Source organism: Streptomyces sp. NPDC037401 (assembly GCF_055602345.1).
Genome location: NZ_JBVJWO010000015.1, coordinates 94662 through 110330, shown reverse-complemented (window position 1 = coordinate 110330; position 15669 = coordinate 94662). Strand labels below are relative to the sequence as shown.

Here is a 15669-nt window from a genome sequence, read left to right as displayed (position 1 = left end):
GCGGGGTCCGTCCGGGAGCCGCTGCACCCCTGCGACCAGCAATTCCCCGCCCCGCGAGGATTCCCGGGACCACGGGGCCGGATAGCGGAAAAGATCACCGAAAGAAGCCGGGGCGGCCCCGATCCGCCGACTTGAAGATCGCCATAATTCGTCGTGCCGTGCGAATCCCGGGGCCGGGAACACCGTACGGAAGAGCCGTGGGCGGGGCGCCCGGGCCCCTTCCACCCCGGGACCCTGGACCCCCCTCGCGCTCCGTAGACTCGCCCGCATGAGCAACGACCCCGCCGTGGAGATCCGCGGACTGGTGAAGCGGTACGGCACCAAGACCGCGGTGGACGGGCTGGACCTCACGGTCGGGACCGCCACGGTGACCGCGGTCCTCGGTCCCAACGGCGCGGGCAAGACGACCACGGTGGAAACCGCCGAGGGCTACCGGCGCCCCGACGCCGGAACCGTCCGCGTCCTCGGCCTCGACCCGGTCGCGGACACCGCGGCCCTGCGCTCCCGCATCGGCGTGATGCTCCAGTCCGGCGGTGTGTACTCCGGCGCCCGCGCCGTCGAGATGCTCACCCACATGTCCCGCCTGTACGCCGACCCGCTCCCGGTGGACCCCCTCGTCGAGCGGCTGGGCCTGGGCAGCTGCGGCCGCACCCCCTACCGACGGCTCTCCGGCGGCCAGCAGCAGCGGCTCGCCCTCGCGATGGCCGTGGTCGGCCGCCCCGAGCTGGTCTTCCTCGACGAGCCGACCGCGGGTCTGGACCCGCAGGCCCGCCGGGCCACCTGGGAGCTCGTACGGGAGCTGCGCGCCGACGGGGTGACGGTCGTGCTCACCACGCACCACATGGACGAGGCCGAGCAGCTCGCCGACGACGTCGCGATCGTCGACGCCGGCCGGGTCGTCGTCCAGGGCAGCCCCGGGGCCCTGTGCCGCGGCGGCGCCGAGAACACCCTGCGCTTCACCGGCCGCCCCGCCCTCGACCTCGCCTCGCTCCTCAAGGCGCTGCCCGACGGCACGGAGGCGGCCGAGCTCGTCCCCGGCGCGTACCGCGTCACGGGCGCCGTCGACCCGCAGCTGCTGGCCACCGTCGCCTCCTGGTGCGCCCAGCACGGCGTCCTGCCGGACACCCTCTCGGTCGAGCGGCACACCCTGGAGGACGTCTTCCTGGAACTGACTGGCAAGGAGCTGCGCTGATGAGCGCCGGCACGTTCACCCCCAAGCCGGGGGCCGCCCCGGTGTCGCGCATGATCGCCGCCCAGACGGCGCTCGAGACCCGGATGCTGCTGCGCAACGGCGAACAGCTGCTGCTGACCGTGATCATCCCGGCCCTGCTGCTGGTGCTGTTCTCCTCCGTGGACATCGTGTCCCTGCCCGTCGAGGAGGGCGGCGGGAAGTCCGTGGACTTCCTGGCGCCCGGCGTGCTCGCGCTGGCCGTGATGTCCACTGCCTTCACCGGCCAGGCCATCGCCACCGGCTTCGACCGCCGCTACGGCGTGCTCAAGCGGCTCGGCGCCTCGCCGCTGCCCCGCTGGGCGCTGATGGCCGCGAAGACCCTGTCGGTGCTGGTCACCGAGGTGCTCCAGGTCGCACTGCTGACGGCGATCGCCTTCGCGCTGGGCTGGTCCCCGCAGGGCGGTGTGCTCTCCGTGGCCGCCCTGCTCCTGCTGGGGACCGCGGCCTTCTCGGGGCTCGGCCTGCTGATGGCCGGCACCCTGAAGGCCGAGGTCACCCTGGCCGCAGCGAACCTGGTCTTCCTGCTGCTGCTCGTCGGCGGCGGGGTGATCGTGCCCCTGGACCGGTTCCCGGACGCCGTGGCCACAGTGCTGGGCCTGCTGCCGATCTCCGCCCTGTCCGACGGGCTGCGCGACGTGCTCCAGCACGGCGCCGGCATGCCCTGGGGCGATCTGGCGGTGCTGGCGGCCTGGGCCGTGCTGGGCCTCGGCGCCGCGGCAAGGCTCTTCCGCTGGGAGTGACCTTCCCGCCAGGATGTACGCCGCCGCGTGCCTCCGCATGAGGCGGCCGCGCACGACGCATCAGCACGCATCAGCACGCATCAGGGGGGCTCGATGGCGCAGCGGGACGCCGCTCTGCGGCTGGACGAGCAGTGGGCCCGGATCCGGTCGGGACAGGCGCAGGACGGGCCGCAGGAAGCGGACCGGCTGCTCGACGAGCTGATCGCCGCGCTGCGCGGCCTGCCGGACCGGGATCCGGCGTGCACCGCACGGCTCGGGCTGCGGCTGGGCGACCTCGCCGCGCGCCGCTTCGCCGCCGGGGACCGGGCGGGCGCGCTGGCCGCCGCGCAGGAGTCGCTCCAGCACTCCGGGCAGGCCGCCGCGCACTCCCCCGAGTACGCCCGCTGGTACGCCCGCGGGCTGATCAACCACGGGGTATGGCTGGCCTGGCCGCTGAGTGACGCGCGCCGGCTGCCCCGGCACCCGCTGGGCGCGGCCGCCGAGGACGGGCCCGGCCCCATGGAGCGGGCGGCGGGCGAGCGGGCCCGCGACCAGACCCGGGCGGCCGTGGAGGTCTGGCTGGCGCTGGACGGCACGGATCCGGTCAACCGGCGCGGCCTGGCCCAGGCGAAGGTGTTCCTCGCCGACCGGCTGGCCGAACTGGGCTACGCCCACGACGCGGTCGCCTGGGCGTTGGCGGCCGAGCACGACTTCCGCTCCCTGCTGGACGAGCGGCAGGACGGACGGCACGACGAGCGGTACGACGAGCGGTACGACGGTCGGCCGGACGGGGCGAGCGATGCCGCGCTCGAGGCCGGGGAGGCGCTCGCGCACCTCGCCCGCCAGCTGGAACTGCGGCTGCGCTTCCTTTCCTTCGGCAGCCTCGCCCAGCTGTCGGCGGACGGCCTGCTGCCGGAGCGGCTGCTTCCGCAGGCGGCGGTCGCGGCGCGGATCCAGGGGGCCTCCCGGGCCGAGATCGCGGACCGGCTGCGTCTCGATGAGGACACGGTCGCCGCGATGCTCTCGTCACACCCGTGGCGCGCGGTGTGGCGGCTCGACCTCCGCGAGCCGGGCGGACTGTGGACCGCGCAGGGGCACCCCTGGCGCGGCGCCGCCGAGGTGACAAACCGTACGGCTGAGGACGTAGGGTCCGAAGTGATACGGGAGTTCATGGACTCTCCGGACAAAACGGGCCCCTCCGTGCACTGGCGGATCCACGTCTGGTGGCACGAGGAGGGCGACCCGGCCGGTTCCCGCTTCCGGCTGATGTACGCGCCCGGCAGCGGGTCCGCCGGCACCCCCTCGTGAAAGTTTGCACAAGGGGCGGCCTACGATAGGGCCCGTGTTGACCCCCCTCGCCTCCATCGCCCGACGCTGGACGCCGTCCCCCCGGACGCTCCAGCGTGCCGCGTTCACCGCCCTCGTCATGAGCGTGGTCATCGTCGTCACCGGCGGCGCGGTACGGCTGACCGGCTCCGGTCTGGGCTGTGACACCTGGCCCAAGTGCACGGACGACAGCCTCTTCGCGACGCCCGCTCAGGGCGTTCACGGTGCCATCGAGTTCGGCAACCGGATGCTGACCTACGTACTCTGCGCGGCCGTCGGCTGGACGATCATCGCGGCCCGCTCGACCAAGCCGTGGCGCCGCTCGCTGACCCGGCTGGGCTGGGCCCAGTTCTTCATCGTCATGGGCAATGCCGTCCTCGGCGGCATCACCGTCTGGACCGGCCTCAACCCGTACAGCGTGGCGGGGCACTTCCTGCTCGCGACCTCCCTGATCACGGTGACGACCCTCACCTGGCAGCGCACCCGCGAGGGCGACACCGCGCCGCGGCCGCGCGTCCCCAAGCCCGTGCGCAAGCTCTCCTGGGCCCTGGTCGCCACCACCTTCCTGCTGATCGCCGCGGGCACCGTCGTCACCGGTTCCGGTCCGCACGCCGGTGACAGCAGCGAGGTCCGGCGCATGCCGTTCGACTGGGAGTCCACCGCCCACGTCCACGCGATCGCCGCCTGGCTGGTGTGTGCGCTGGCCCTGGCGATGTGGCTGGTGCTGCGGGTCGCGGACGCCCCCGACGACACCCGGGCGCGCGCCCGCGGCCTGCTCCTCGTGCTGCTGGCGCAGGGCGGCATCGGCTACGTGCAGTTCTTCACCGAGCTCCCCGAGATCCTGGTCGGCGCGCACATGCTGGGCTCCTGCCTGGTGTGGATCGCCGTGCTGCGGCTCGCGCTGAGCCTGCGGGAGCGCCCCGTCGCGACCGCGGACATCCCTGCGCAGAACGACCCCGAGCTCTCCCGCGTCTGACGGGTGCCCCCTGCGTCTCAGGGGACGAGCCGGTAGACGCGGCGGGCGTTGCCCGCCGCGATCATCGCGGCGACGCGTTCCGCGTCCCGCCGGGACCAGGCGCCGTCGCCCACCCAGCCGCCGAGCACCCGGGTGAGCGCGTCCCGGAACACCCGGGCGCCCACCACGTGCAGTTCGGGCAGTTCGCGGCCGCCGCTGGAGAACAGCAGCTTGCCGAAGGGCGCCAGCTCCAGGAGCTCCGCCAGCACCTCGGCGGCCCGCGCCCCGGTGTGGGCGAGCGCCGGCCCCAGATCCGCGTACACGTGCGGGAAGGCACCCGCCAGATGCGCCGCGTGCCGGTGGTACGGATAGCTGTGCAGCAGGACCAGGTCGGTCCCGAGGCCCTCGGTGGCCCGGACGAAGTCGGTGAGCAGCGTGGGGTCCGTACGGTCGATCCGCTGGTGCGGGTCCCCGGCCCCGGCGTGGAGCTGGAGCGGCAGCCCGGAGGCCACGGCGCTCCACAGCAGGTGCCGCAGCAGGACCGGGTCCCGTACCTCGCCGCCCTTGGGGCGGGCCGCCAGCCAGCGGCCGGCTGCGCCCCGCACCTCCCCCGGGCCGGGCGGCTCCGGGGCGAAGGCGAGCGCGCAGCCCGCTCCGGCGGCCGAGGTGAACGCGACCGCCGAGCGGGCCGCCGCGTGCACCGCCTCGGCGAGGTTGGCGAGGAAGGAGTCGACCGTCCCCGAGGTGTCCGCGACCTGCTCGGCGAGTAGTTCCAGGCGGACGATCTCGTGGGCCTCGGCGTCGCCGGCGGCGGCCAGCTCCCGGGGGCCGGTGAGGTCGCCGGGCAGCCCGGTGTCCACCAGATAGGTGGAGATTCCCGAGCCGCGCAGCAGCCGCCGCCCCGATTCGACGACGCCCAGCTCCCGGCGCCTGGCCAGGTAGCGGGCGGGCGCGCAGTGCGGCTCGAGGCCGAGCAGGGGCGGGCACCAGCGCCGTACGGCGAACCCGGTCTGCGTGTCGAAGAAGGTCGTGCCCGCGGCGGCCGGGCCCGAGGCCCGGCCTAGGTGGGCCTCGAACGTGCCGAGTCCCAGCTCCGTGCGGAGCACCCCGTGGCAGTACTGGTCCACCAGGGACGGCGTGTCGATCATCCGGGCATCCCGTTGCGGACGGTGTGGTTGCTTCCACACGTCCTAACGGGTGAGCCCTGTGTCAGGTGTTGCTCGCGCTGGTGCCCGAGCCGTGCCCCTCGCGGCGGAAGGAGGCCGCGGAGGCGCTACTGCGGCGAGCCGAGCTGGAGGCCTGCCATGCGCTTCCACTCGTACGGGCCGGTCTTGACCTTCGCGGCGAACTCGCCGTCGAACTCCTCGTGGAGGGTGAGGCCGGCCTTCTCGGCGGCCAGCTGGGCGACGGGGTGGCCGGGGGCCACCAGGTCGCCCCAGGCGCCGTCCGCGCCGACGAGCACGATCCGGGTGCCCATCTGTCCGATGTACGCGAGCTGCCCTTCGGCGCCGCCGTGCTCCTTGGCGAACGCGCCGATCTGCTTGGCCAGCTTGGCCGCGGTGCGCTCCTGCTTGGTGTCTGCCATGACAGGCATGCTACCGGCGAGTAATCACCGGAGGAAGGGATCCACGGCGACCGCCACGAACAGCAGCGAGACGTAGGTGATGGACCAGTGGAACAGGCGCATCTCCTTGAGCTTCGCTCCCGTGACCCCGGCCTTCGCCCGTGCGTGGAGCGCGTGCGCCTCCCACAGCCACCAGCCGCCCGCCACGAGCGCCACCGCGGTGTAGAACCAGCCGGTGTAGCCCAGGGGGGTGAGCAGCAGCGAGACGGCGACCATCACCCAGCTGTAGAGGACGATCTGCCGGGCGACGACCTTGTTGCCGGCCACGACGGGCAGCATCGGGACGCCGACGCGGGCGTAGTCGTCCTTCACCTTCATGGACAGCGGCCAGTAGTGCGGCGGCGTCCAGAAGAAGATGACGAGGAAGAGGATGACGGCGGCCCAGGAGACCTCGTCCTTGACCGCGGACCAGCCGATGAGGACCGGCATGCAGCCGGCGATGCCGCCCCAGACGATGTTCTGGGTGGTGCGCCGCTTCAGCAGCATCGTGTAGACGACGACGTAGAAGAGCAGCGCCCCGAGGGCGAGTGCGGCGGACAGCCAGTTGACGAGGAGTCCGAACCACAGGGTGGACACCACGCCGAGCGTGATGCCGAAGACGAGGCATTCGCGCGGGCTGACCATGCCGGTCACCAGGGGCCGCTGGGAGGTCCGGTCCATCAGCGCGTCGATGTCGCGGTCGATGTACATGTTGAGCGCGTTCGCGCCGCCCGCGGACAGGTAACCGCCGAGGCAGGTCACCAGGACCAGCCACAGCGACGGAACGCCCTGCTCGGCGAGGAACATCACCGGAACGGTCGTGATGAGCAGCAGCTCGATGATCCGCGGCTTGGTCAACGCCACGAAAGCCATGACCCGGGCCCCGAACGGCCGGTGACCGGGGCTCGTCCCGAGCACCCCCGCTGGACGGGATTCGACGGCCGTCACGCACACCCCTGACAGAGACTCCCAGCAAGCTCCGACGCGGACCGTTCACTGCGTGAATGTCCGGTAAGGCTTGCGCGTACCACGCCACTCTAGACGTTGCCATTACGTGGCCCTGCGCGGGGGTCGGGTCGTGTTGGGCCGAGCGCCGTAACAGCGACACCGATATCCGGACGCGGCGTCGCCGTGCACTCGAATAGCTGCACGCCGTGGCGAGGGTAGGCTCGGAATCGCGCCGGTGAACCGTTCGACACCGGCCTCAGACATCTGGAGAGGAGCCCTGACCCACGGTGAGCACCAAGCCGACCACCACAGAGCTCGAGTGGACCGAACTGGACCAGCGGGCCGTCGACACCGCCCGCATTCTGGCCGCGGACGCGGTCCAGAAGGTCGGAAACGGCCACCCCGGTACGGCCATGAGCCTGGCCCCCGCCGCCTACACCCTCTTCCAGAAGGTGATGCGGCATGACCCGGCGGACCCCGAGTGGGTCGGCCGCGACCGTTTCGTGCTCTCCGCGGGCCATTCCTCCCTCACGCTCTACACCCAGCTCTACCTCGCTGGTTTCGGGCTGGAGCTGGACGACCTGAAGGCGTTCCGCACCTGGGGCTCGAAGACCCCGGGGCACCCGGAGTACGGACACACCGCAGGCGTCGAGACCACCACCGGCCCGCTGGGCCAGGGTGTCGCCAACGCCGTCGGCATGGCCATGGCGGCCCGCTACGAGCGCGGCCTGTTCGACCCGGAGGCCGCCCCCGGCGCGTCCCCGTTCGACCACATGGTCTACGCGATCGCGGGTGACGGCTGCCTCCAGGAGGGCATCTCCCACGAGGCCTCCGCGCTGGCCGGACACCAGAAGCTCGGCAATCTCGTCCTGCTCTGGGACGACAACCACATCTCCATCGAGGGCGACACGGAGACGGCCGTCTCCGAGGACACCCTCAAGCGCTACGAGGCCTACGGCTGGCACGTCCAGCGCGTCGCGCAGCAGGCCAGCGGCGACCTCGACCCCAAGGCCCTGTACGAGGCCCTGGAGGCCGCCAAGGCCGAGACCGGGCGCCCGTCCTTCATCGCGGCCCGCTCGATCATCGCCTGGCCCGCCCCGCACGCCCAGGGCACCGAGGCCTCGCACGGCTCGGCGCTCGGCGACGACGAGGTGGCCGCCACCAAGCGCGTGCTGGGCTTCGACCCGGAGAAGACCTTCGAGGTCTCCGACGAGGTCATCGCACACACCCGCAAGGCGCTCGACCGCGGCCGCGAGGCCCGCGCCGAGTGGGAGAAGGAGTTCTCCGCCTGGCGCACCGCCAACCCGCAGCGCGCCGCGCAGTTCGACCGCATCCAGGCCAACGACCTCCCGGAGGGCTGGGAGGACGAGCTCCCCGTCTTCGAGGCGGGCAAGGGCGTCGCCACCCGCGCCGCCTCCGGCAAGGTGCTCCAGGCGCTCGGCGCGGTCATCCCGGAGCTGTGGGGCGGCTCGGCCGACCTGGCCGGCTCCAACAACACCACCATCGACAAGAACTCCTCGTTCCTGCCGGTGGGCAACCCGCTGCCGGAGGCCGACCCGTACGGCCGCACCATCCACTTCGGCATCCGCGAGCACGCCATGGCCGCGGCCATGAACGGCATCGCCCTGCACGGCCACACCCGCATCTACGGCGGCACCTTCCTGGTGTTCTCCGACTACATGCGCAACGCCGTGCGCCTGTCCGCGCTGATGCACCTGCCGGTGACGTACGTGTGGACGCACGACTCCGTCGGCCTCGGCGAGGACGGCCCGACCCACCAGCCGGTCGAGCACCTGGCCTCGCTGCGCGCCATCCCGGGCCTGAACGTCGTCCGCCCGGCCGACGCCAACGAAACCGCCGTCGCCTGGCGCGAGATCCTCAAGCGCCACACCAAGGTGTTCGGCAAGGGCGCCCCGCACGGCCTGGCCCTCACCCGCCAGGGCGTGCCCACGTACGAGCGCAACGAGGACGCCGCCAAGGGCGGTTACGTGCTGTTCGACGCCACGGGCCCCGAGGGGCAGAGCGCAGCGCCGCAGGTCGTGCTCATCGGCACCGGCTCCGAGGTCCACCTGGCGGTCGGGGCCCGCGAGGCGCTGCAGGCCGAGGGCATCCCGACCCGCGTGGTGTCGATGCCGTCCGTCGAGTGGTTCGAGGAGCAGGACCAGGAGTACAAGGACAGCGTCCTGCCGCCTTCCGTCAAGGCGCGCGTCGCGGTCGAGGCGGGCATCGGCCTGACCTGGCACCGCTACGTGGGCGACGCGGGCCGGATCGTGTCGCTGGAGCACTTCGGTGCCTCGGCCGACGCGAAGGTGCTGTTCCGCGAGTTCGGCTTCACGCCCGAGGCCGTGGCCGCCGCCGCCAAGGAATCGATCACCGCCGCCGCGCGCTGACACCGGTACCAGAACCAGTAGGAGATGCAATTCCCATGACAGACGCACTCAAGCGCCTCTCCGACGAGGGCGTGGCGATCTGGCTGGACGACCTGTCCCGCAAGCGCATCACGTCGGGCAACCTCGCCGAGCTGATCGACCAGCAGCACGTGGTCGGTGTCACCACCAACCCGTCGATCTTCCAGAAGGCGATCAGCAGCGGTGACGGCTACGAGCAGCAGCTCGCCGACCTGGCCGCGCGCAAGGTCACCGTGGACGAGGCCATCCGCATGATCACGACGGCGGACGTCCGCGACGCCGCCGACATCCTGCGCCCGGTCTTCGACGCGACGGACGGCCAGGACGGCCGGGTCTCCATCGAGGTCGACCCCCGTCTGGCGCACAACACCGCGGCGACCGTCGCCGAGGCCAAGCAGCTCGCCTGGCTGGTGGACCGTCCCAACACGCTCATCAAGATCCCGGCGACCAAGGCCGGCCTGCCGGCGATCACCGAGGTCATCGGCAAGGGCATCAGCGTCAACGTGACCCTGATCTTCTCGCTGGAGCGCTACCGCGAGGTCATGGACGCGTACCTGGCGGGTCTGGAGAAGGCCAAGGCCGCGGGCCTGGACCTCGCCAAGATCCACTCGGTCGCCTCCTTCTTCGTGTCCCGCGTGGACTCCGAGATCGACAAGCGCCTCGACGGCGTCGGCTCCGACGAGGCCAAGGCCCTCAAGGGCAAGGCGGCGCTCGCCAACGCCCGTCTGGCCTACGAGGCCTACGAGCAGGTCTTCTCCTCCGAGCGCTGGGCCGCGCTGGACAAGGCGCAGGCCAACAAGCAGCGCCCGCTGTGGGCCTCGACCGGCGTCAAGGACCCCTCGTACAAGGACACCCTGTACGTGGTGGACCTGGTCGCCCCGGGCACGGTGAACACCATGCCGGAGGGCACCCTGGAGGCCACCGCCGACCACGGCGAGGTCACCGGAGACACCGTCCGCGGCACGTACGACCAGGCCCGCGAGGAGCTCGCCGCGGTCGCGAAGCTCGGCATCTCGTACGACGATGTCGTTCAGCTGCTCGAGGACGAGGGCGTCGAGAAGTTCGAGCAGTCCTGGAACGACCTGCTGAAGTCGACCGAGGCGGAGCTGCAGCGCCTCGCCCCCACGGAGGCCTGAACACCTTGTCTGTAAACGGAGCGAACCCGCTTCGTGACGCACAGGACCGGCGGCTCCCGCGCATCGCGGGGCCGTCCGGCCTGGTCATTTTCGGCGTTACGGGCGACCTCTCGCGCAAGAAGCTGATGCCGGCCGTCTACGACCTGGCCAACCGCGGCCTGCTGCCGCCGGGCTTCTCGCTCATCGGCTTCGCGCGCAGGGAGTGGGAGCACGAGGACTTCGCCCAGGAGGTGTACGAGGCCGTCAAGGAGCACTCGCGCACGCCGTTCCGCGAGGAGGTCTGGCAGCAGCTGGTGCAGGGCTGCCGCTTCGTCCAGGGCGACTTCGACGACGACGACGCGTTCGAGACGCTGAAGGCGACGATCGACGAGCTCGACAAGGCCCAGGGCACCGGCGGCAACTTCGCCTTCTACCTGTCCGTCCCGCCGAAGTTCTTCCCCAAGGTCGTCCAGCAGCTCAAGAAGCACGGGCTGGCCGAGAAGGAGGGCTCCTGGCGCCGCGCGGTCATCGAGAAGCCCTTCGGGCACGACCTGGCCAGCGCGCAGGAGCTCAACCAGATCGTCCACGAGGTCTTCCCGCGGGACGAGGTCTTCCGGATCGACCACTACCTCGGCAAGGAGACCGTCCAGAACATCCTGGCGCTCCGCTTCGCCAACACGATGTTCGAGCCGATCTGGAACCGGTCGTACGTCGACCACGTGCAGATCACCATGGCCGAGGACATCGGAATCGGCGGCCGGGCCGGTTATTACGACGGCATCGGCGCGGCCCGTGACGTCATCCAGAACCACCTGCTCCAGCTGCTGGCGCTGACCGCGATGGAGGAGCCCGGCTCCTTCCACCCCAAGGCGCTGGTCGCCGAGAAGCTCAAGGTCCTCACGGCCGTGGAGCTCCCCGAGGACCTGGGCAAGCACACCGTGCGCGGCCAGTACTCCGGGGCGTGGCAGGGCGGCGAGAAGGTCGTCGGCTACCTCGAAGAGGACGGCATCGACCCCAAGTCGAAGACCGACACCTACGCCGCGATCCGCCTGGAGATCAACAACCGCCGCTGGGCGGGCGTGCCGTTCTACCTGCGCACCGGCAAGCGGCTGGGCCGCCGCGTCACCGAGATCGCGGTGGTCTTCAAGCGGGCCCCGTACCTGCCGTTCGAATCGGGTGCCACCGAGGAGCTGGGGCAGAACGCCCTGGTCATCCGGGTGCAGCCGGACGAGGGCGTCACGGTGCGGTTCGGCTCCAAGGTGCCCGGCACCTCCATGGAGGTACGGGACGTGACGATGGACTTCGCCTACGGCGAGTCCTTCACGGAGTCCAGCCCGGAGGCCTACGAACGGCTCATCCTCGACGTGCTCCTCGGTGACGCGAACCTCTTCCCGCGCCACCAGGAGGTCGAGCTCTCCTGGAACATCCTCGACCCGATCGAGCAGTACTGGGACAAGCACGGCAAGCCCGCGCAGTACCCGGCGGGCACGTGGGGCCCGGTCGAGGCCGACGAGATGCTCGCACGAGACGGACGGAGCTGGCGCCGGCCATGAAGATCGATCTCACGGAGACCACCTCCAGCAAGATCAACGCCGCGCTGGTGCAGGCGCGCCGGGACATCGGCACGCCTGCCATCGGCATGGTGCTCACGCTGGTCATCGTCACCGACGAGGAGAACGCCTACGACGCTCTCAAGTCGGCGAACGACGCCTCGCACGAGCACCCCTCGCGGATCATCGTGGTCATCAAGCGCGTGAGCCGTTCCCCGCGCAGCCGTCGTGACGCGCGCCTCGACGCCGAGGTGCGCGTCGGGGCCGACTCCGGCACTGGCGAAACGGTTGTCCTGCGGCTGCACGGCGAACTGGTGGACCACGCCCAGTCGGTCGTCCTGCCGCTGCTGCTGCCGGACGCCCCGGTGGTCGTGTGGTGGCCGGAGGGCGCGCCCGCGGACCTCGCGGGCGACCCGCTGGGCGCGCTCGCCCAGCGCCGGATCTCGGACACGTACGCGTCGGAGGACCCGGTCGGGGCGCTCGCCTCGCGGGCCGCCGCCTACGCGCCCGGCGACACGGACCTGTCCTGGACCCGGATCACGCCGTGGCGCTCGATGCTCGCCGCGGCCCTGGACCAGCAGCCCCTGCAGATCACCTCGGCCACGGTCGAGGGCGAGGACGAGAACCCGAGCTGCGAGCTGCTGGCCATGTGGCTGGCGGACCGCCTCCAGGTCCCGGTGCGCCGGACCCTGTCGGCCGGTCCCGGGCTCACCGCCGTCCGCCTGGAGTCCGCGGACGGCACGGTCGTCCTGGACCGCGCGGACGGCTCGCTGGCCACGCTGTGCATGCCGGGTCAGCCCGACCGTGCGGTGGCGCTCAAGCGCCGCGACACGGCCGAGCTGCTCGCCGAGGAGCTGCGCCGGCTGGACCCGGACAACACGTACGAGTCCTCGGTGAAGTTCGGCGTGGACAAGCTGCACGCCGCGGCGGCGCACGCGCCCGCCCCGGCGGAGCAGGCGCCCGCGCCCGCGAAGTCCGACGGCGCGGCCGCCGGCAAGGCCGCGGACGAGGACGCCGCGGCCCCGGCCGCGGCGCCGAAGCCCGCCGCCAAGGCGACGCGGAAGGCGGCCGCGAAGTGAGCATGACGACTCCTCAGGTCGTCGTCCACCGCGACAAGGAGCTGATGGCGCAGGCCACGGCGGCCCGGCTGATCACGAAGATCGTGGACGCCCAGGCCGCCCGCGGTACGGCCTCGGTCGTGCTGACCGGCGGGCGCAACGGCAACGGGCTCCTCGCGGCCCTGGCCGCCGCGCCCGCCCGGGACGCCGTCGACTGGGCGAAGCTGGACCTGTGGTGGGGCGACGAGCGGTACGTCGCCGCCGACGACCCGGAGCGCAACCACACCCAGGCCCGTGCGGCGCTGCTGGACGCCGTGCCGGTCGACCCGGCGCGGGTGCACGTCATGCCCGCACTGGACGGCCCGTACGGTCCCGACGTCGACGCGGCTGCGGAGGCGTACGCGGCCGAACTGGCTGCGGCGGCGCGCCCGGAGGACCACGGCCCGGTCCCCGGCTTCGACGTCCTCATGCTGGGCGTGGGCCCGGACACCCATGTCGCCTCGCTCTTCCCGGAGCACCCGGCGGCTCGGGAGACCGAGCGCACGGTCGTCGGGGTGCACGGCGCCCCGAAGCCGCCGCCGACCCGCATCTCGCTGACCTTCCCGGCCATCCGGGCGGCCCGCGAGGTGTGGCTGCTGGCGGCGGGCGAGGACAAGGCGGGCGCGGTGGCCGTCGCACTCGGCGGCACGGGCGAGGTCCAGGCGCCGGCCTCGGGCGCGTACGGCCGCAGCCGCACGCTGTGGCTCCTGGACCGCGCGGCGGCGGCGAAGCTGCCCGCGGCGCTCTACCCGCCGGTCTCCTGAGACCGCAGGACACCGCACGGCACGACGCAACGGCCCCCGCTCTCGCAGGAGAGCGGGGGCCGTTGCGTCATTGCGGGAAGTGCCCGGCGTACCGGTCCGTCAGCGGCCGCGCAGCTCGCGGTACTTGGCCACCAGCGCGGTGCTCGACGGGTCGAGGCCAGGCACCTCGGCGCCCTCGGTCAGCGCCGGCTCCACCCGCTTGGCGAGCACCTTGCCGAGCTCGACGCCCCACTGGTCGAACGAGTCGATGTTCCAGACCGCACCCTGGACGAACACCTTGTGCTCGTACAGCGCGATGAGCTGGCCGAGCACCGAGGGGGTCAGCTCCGTCGCCAGGACGGTGGTGGTCGGGTGGTTGCCCCGGAAGGTCTTGTGGGGCACCAGCTCCTCGGCGACGCCCTCCGCCCGCACCTCCTCCGCGGTCTTCCCGAAGGCCAGCGCCTGCGTCTGCGCGAAGAAGTTGGCCATCAGCAGGTCGTGCTGGGCCGCCTGGGCCGGGGGCAGTGCCGGCACCGGCCGCGCGAAGCCGATGAAGTCCGCGGGGATCAGCTTCGTCCCCTGGTGGATCAACTGGTAGTACGCGTGCTGGCCGTTGGTGCCGGGCGTGCCCCACACCACCGGACCGGTCTGCCAGTCCACCGGGTTGCCGTCGCGGTCCACCGACTTGCCGTTGGACTCCATGTCCAGCTGCTGGAGGTAGGCGGTGAACTTCGACAGGTAGTGGCTGTACGGGAGCACCGCGTGCGACTGCGCGTCGAAGAAGGCGCCGTACCAGATGCCCAGCAGGCCCATCAGGTAAGGGGCGTTGGCCTCCGGCGGCGCGGTGCGGAAGTGCTCGTCGACCAGGTGGAAGCCGTCGAGCAGCTCGCGGAAGCGGGCCGGCCCGATGGCGGCCATCAGGGAGAGGCCGATGGCCGAGTCGAAGGAGTAGCGGCCGCCGACCCAGTCCCAGAACTCGAACATGTTGGCCGTGTCGATGCCGAAGTCGGCCACCTTCTCGGCGTTCGTGGACAGCGCCACGAAGTGTTTCGCTACGGCCGTCCGGTCGCCGCCCAGCCCGTCCAGCAGCCAGGTGCGCGCCGAGGTGGCGTTGGTGATGGTCTCGATGGTGGTGAAGGTCTTGGAGGCGATGACGAACAGCGTCTCCGCCGGGTCCAGGTCCCGGACCGCCTCGTAGAGGTCCGCGCCGTCGACGTTGGACACGAACCGCACGGCCAGGTCCCGGTCCGTGAAGGAGCGCAGGGCCTCGTACGCCATCGCCGGACCGAGGTCGGAGCCGCCGATGCCGATGTTGACGACCGTACGGATACGGCGGCCGGTGTGGCCCGTCCACTCCCCCGACCGGATCCGCTCGGAGAAGGCCGCCATGCGGTCCAGGACGGCGTGGACGTGCGGGACGACGTTCTCCCCGTCCACGTCCACCACGGCGTCCGCGGGGGCCCGCAGGGCCGTGTGCAGGACCGCTCGGTCCTCGGTCGTGTTGATCTTCTCGCCGCGGAACATCGCGTCCCGCAGCTCCGCCACGCCGGTCGCCGCGGCCAGGTCCCGCAGCAGTGCGAGCGTCTCGTCGGTGACCAGGTGCTTCGAGTAGTCGATGTGCAGGTCCCCGACCTGCAGGGTGTAACCGGAGCCGCGGCCCGGGTCCGCCGCGAAAAGCTCCCGCAGATGTGTCCGGCCCAGCTGCTCCCGGTGCTTCGCGAGCGCCGCCCACTCGGGCGTCCGGTCGAGCTTCGTACGTCCTCCGCCTGCGTTCATCTCGGAGATCAACCCACTTCCGTCCTGTCGTGCCCCGCCACCCACCAACCTAAAGGATCAGACCAGGGGGAACACACACAAACGGGCCCGGGGGGGGGGGGGGGGGGGGGGGGGGGGGGGGGGGGGGGGGGGGGGGGGGGGGGGGGGGGGGGGGGGGTGGGGGGGGGAGGGGGAGGGGGGGGTGGGGGGCGGTGGGTG

Annotated in this window: 13 protein-coding genes; 9 read left to right on the top strand and 4 right to left on the bottom strand. The window is 72.2% G+C overall.

Annotated elements, in window-relative coordinates:
• Positions 1 to 268: 268 nt before the first annotated feature.
• The 4 genes from ACZ7H1_RS18180 (at position 269) to ACZ7H1_RS18165 (ending at position 4252) form a co-directional block, all read left to right on the top strand.
• Positions 269 to 1192: an ABC transporter ATP-binding protein gene (locus ACZ7H1_RS18180; protein WP_470787783.1), complete on the top strand. Its 924-nt coding sequence runs from the start codon at positions 269 to 271 to the stop codon at positions 1190 to 1192.
• Positions 1192 to 1971, top strand: coding sequence for an ABC transporter permease (locus ACZ7H1_RS18175; protein WP_470787781.1), 780 nt, complete (start codon positions 1192 to 1194; stop codon positions 1969 to 1971). Before ACZ7H1_RS18180 ends, ACZ7H1_RS18175 begins: the two co-directional genes overlap by 1 nt.
• Before the next feature lie 93 nt (positions 1972 to 2064).
• Entirely contained in the window at positions 2065 to 3258 is a 1194-nt protein-coding gene (locus tag ACZ7H1_RS18170; RefSeq protein WP_470787779.1) for a hypothetical protein, read from the top strand.
• Positions 3259 to 3292: 34 nt separating this feature from the next.
• A complete protein-coding gene (locus ACZ7H1_RS18165) occupies positions 3293 to 4252 on the top strand; it encodes a COX15/CtaA family protein (protein WP_470787778.1) in 960 nt (319 codons plus the stop codon).
• Positions 4253 to 4269: 17 nt separating this feature from the next.
• On the opposite strand, the gene ACZ7H1_RS18160 is transcribed toward ACZ7H1_RS18165, so the two are convergent.
• The 3 genes from ACZ7H1_RS18160 to ACZ7H1_RS18150 all read right to left on the bottom strand — a co-directional run bounded on the left by ACZ7H1_RS18160 (position 4270) and on the right by ACZ7H1_RS18150 (position 6782).
• Positions 4270 to 5379 carry an amidohydrolase family protein gene (locus tag ACZ7H1_RS18160; protein ID WP_470787776.1) on the bottom strand — a complete coding sequence of 370 codons (1110 nt, stop codon included), beginning with the start codon at positions 5377 to 5379 and terminating at the stop codon, positions 4270 to 4272.
• Positions 5380 to 5504: 125 nt separating this feature from the next.
• Entirely contained in the window at positions 5505 to 5816 is a 312-nt protein-coding gene (locus tag ACZ7H1_RS18155; RefSeq protein WP_470787774.1) for a hypothetical protein, read from the bottom strand.
• Positions 5817 to 5840: 24 nt separating this feature from the next.
• The gene (locus ACZ7H1_RS18150) at positions 5841 to 6782 is read right to left on the bottom strand and encodes a heme o synthase (protein WP_470787773.1); all 942 of its coding nucleotides are present in this window, start codon (positions 6780 to 6782) and stop codon (positions 5841 to 5843) included.
• A 287-nt stretch (positions 6783 to 7069) separates the two neighbouring features.
• On the opposite strand from ACZ7H1_RS18150, the gene tkt reads away from it, so the two are divergent.
• The 5 genes from tkt to pgl are packed head-to-tail and all read left to right on the top strand — an operon-like array spanning position 7070 to position 13716.
• Positions 7070 to 9172 (top strand): transketolase, encoded by a 2103-nt coding sequence (gene tkt, locus ACZ7H1_RS18145; RefSeq protein WP_470787771.1) that lies wholly within the window; start codon positions 7070 to 7072, stop codon positions 9170 to 9172.
• A 35-nt stretch (positions 9173 to 9207) separates the two neighbouring features.
• The gene (gene tal / locus ACZ7H1_RS18140) at positions 9208 to 10326 is read left to right on the top strand and encodes a transaldolase (protein WP_470787769.1); all 1119 of its coding nucleotides are present in this window, start codon (positions 9208 to 9210) and stop codon (positions 10324 to 10326) included.
• A 5-nt stretch (positions 10327 to 10331) separates the two neighbouring features.
• Positions 10332 to 11858: a glucose-6-phosphate dehydrogenase gene (gene zwf / locus ACZ7H1_RS18135; protein WP_470787768.1), complete on the top strand. Its 1527-nt coding sequence runs from the start codon at positions 10332 to 10334 to the stop codon at positions 11856 to 11858.
• The gene (opcA, locus tag ACZ7H1_RS18130) at positions 11855 to 12934 is read left to right on the top strand and encodes a glucose-6-phosphate dehydrogenase assembly protein OpcA (RefSeq protein WP_470787766.1); all 1080 of its coding nucleotides are present in this window, start codon (positions 11855 to 11857) and stop codon (positions 12932 to 12934) included. The genes zwf and opcA overlap by 4 nt, the downstream gene beginning before the upstream one ends.
• Positions 12935 to 12936: 2 nt before the next feature.
• Positions 12937 to 13716, top strand: coding sequence for a 6-phosphogluconolactonase (gene pgl, locus ACZ7H1_RS18125; RefSeq protein ID WP_470787764.1), 780 nt, complete (start codon positions 12937 to 12939; stop codon positions 13714 to 13716).
• Positions 13717 to 13815: 99 nt separating this feature from the next.
• Here the strand turns inward: pgl and pgi are convergent, their stop codons facing one another.
• Complete coding sequence (gene pgi / locus ACZ7H1_RS18120) at positions 13816 to 15471, bottom strand: glucose-6-phosphate isomerase (RefSeq protein ID WP_470787762.1); 1656 nt, start codon at positions 15469 to 15471, stop codon at positions 13816 to 13818.
• Between the last annotated feature and the right edge of the window lie 198 nt (positions 15472 to 15669).

What these genes read in the sequence shown, in the direction of transcription:
- ACZ7H1_RS18170 (WP_470787779.1), top strand. Translation starts at nt 2,065, where the DNA reads ATGGCGCAGCGGGACGCCGCTCTGCGGCTGGACGAGCAGTGGGCCCGG.
- ACZ7H1_RS18160 (WP_470787776.1), bottom strand. Translation starts at nt 5,379, where the DNA reads ATGATCGACACGCCGTCCCTGGTGGACCAGTACTGCCACGGGGTGCTC.
- tal (WP_470787769.1), top strand. Translation starts at nt 9,208, where the DNA reads ATGACAGACGCACTCAAGCGCCTCTCCGACGAGGGCGTGGCGATCTGG.
- opcA (WP_470787766.1), top strand. Translation starts at nt 11,855, where the DNA reads ATGAAGATCGATCTCACGGAGACCACCTCCAGCAAGATCAACGCCGCG.
- ACZ7H1_RS18155 (WP_470787774.1), bottom strand. Translation starts at nt 5,816, where the DNA reads ATGGCAGACACCAAGCAGGAGCGCACCGCGGCCAAGCTGGCCAAGCAG.
- ACZ7H1_RS18175 (WP_470787781.1), top strand. Translation starts at nt 1,192, where the DNA reads ATGAGCGCCGGCACGTTCACCCCCAAGCCGGGGGCCGCCCCGGTGTCG.
- pgi (WP_470787762.1), bottom strand. Translation starts at nt 15,471, where the DNA reads ATGAACGCAGGCGGAGGACGTACGAAGCTCGACCGGACGCCCGAGTGG.
- pgl (WP_470787764.1), top strand. Translation starts at nt 12,937, where the DNA reads ATGACGACTCCTCAGGTCGTCGTCCACCGCGACAAGGAGCTGATGGCG.
- ACZ7H1_RS18180 (WP_470787783.1), top strand. Translation starts at nt 269, where the DNA reads ATGAGCAACGACCCCGCCGTGGAGATCCGCGGACTGGTGAAGCGGTAC.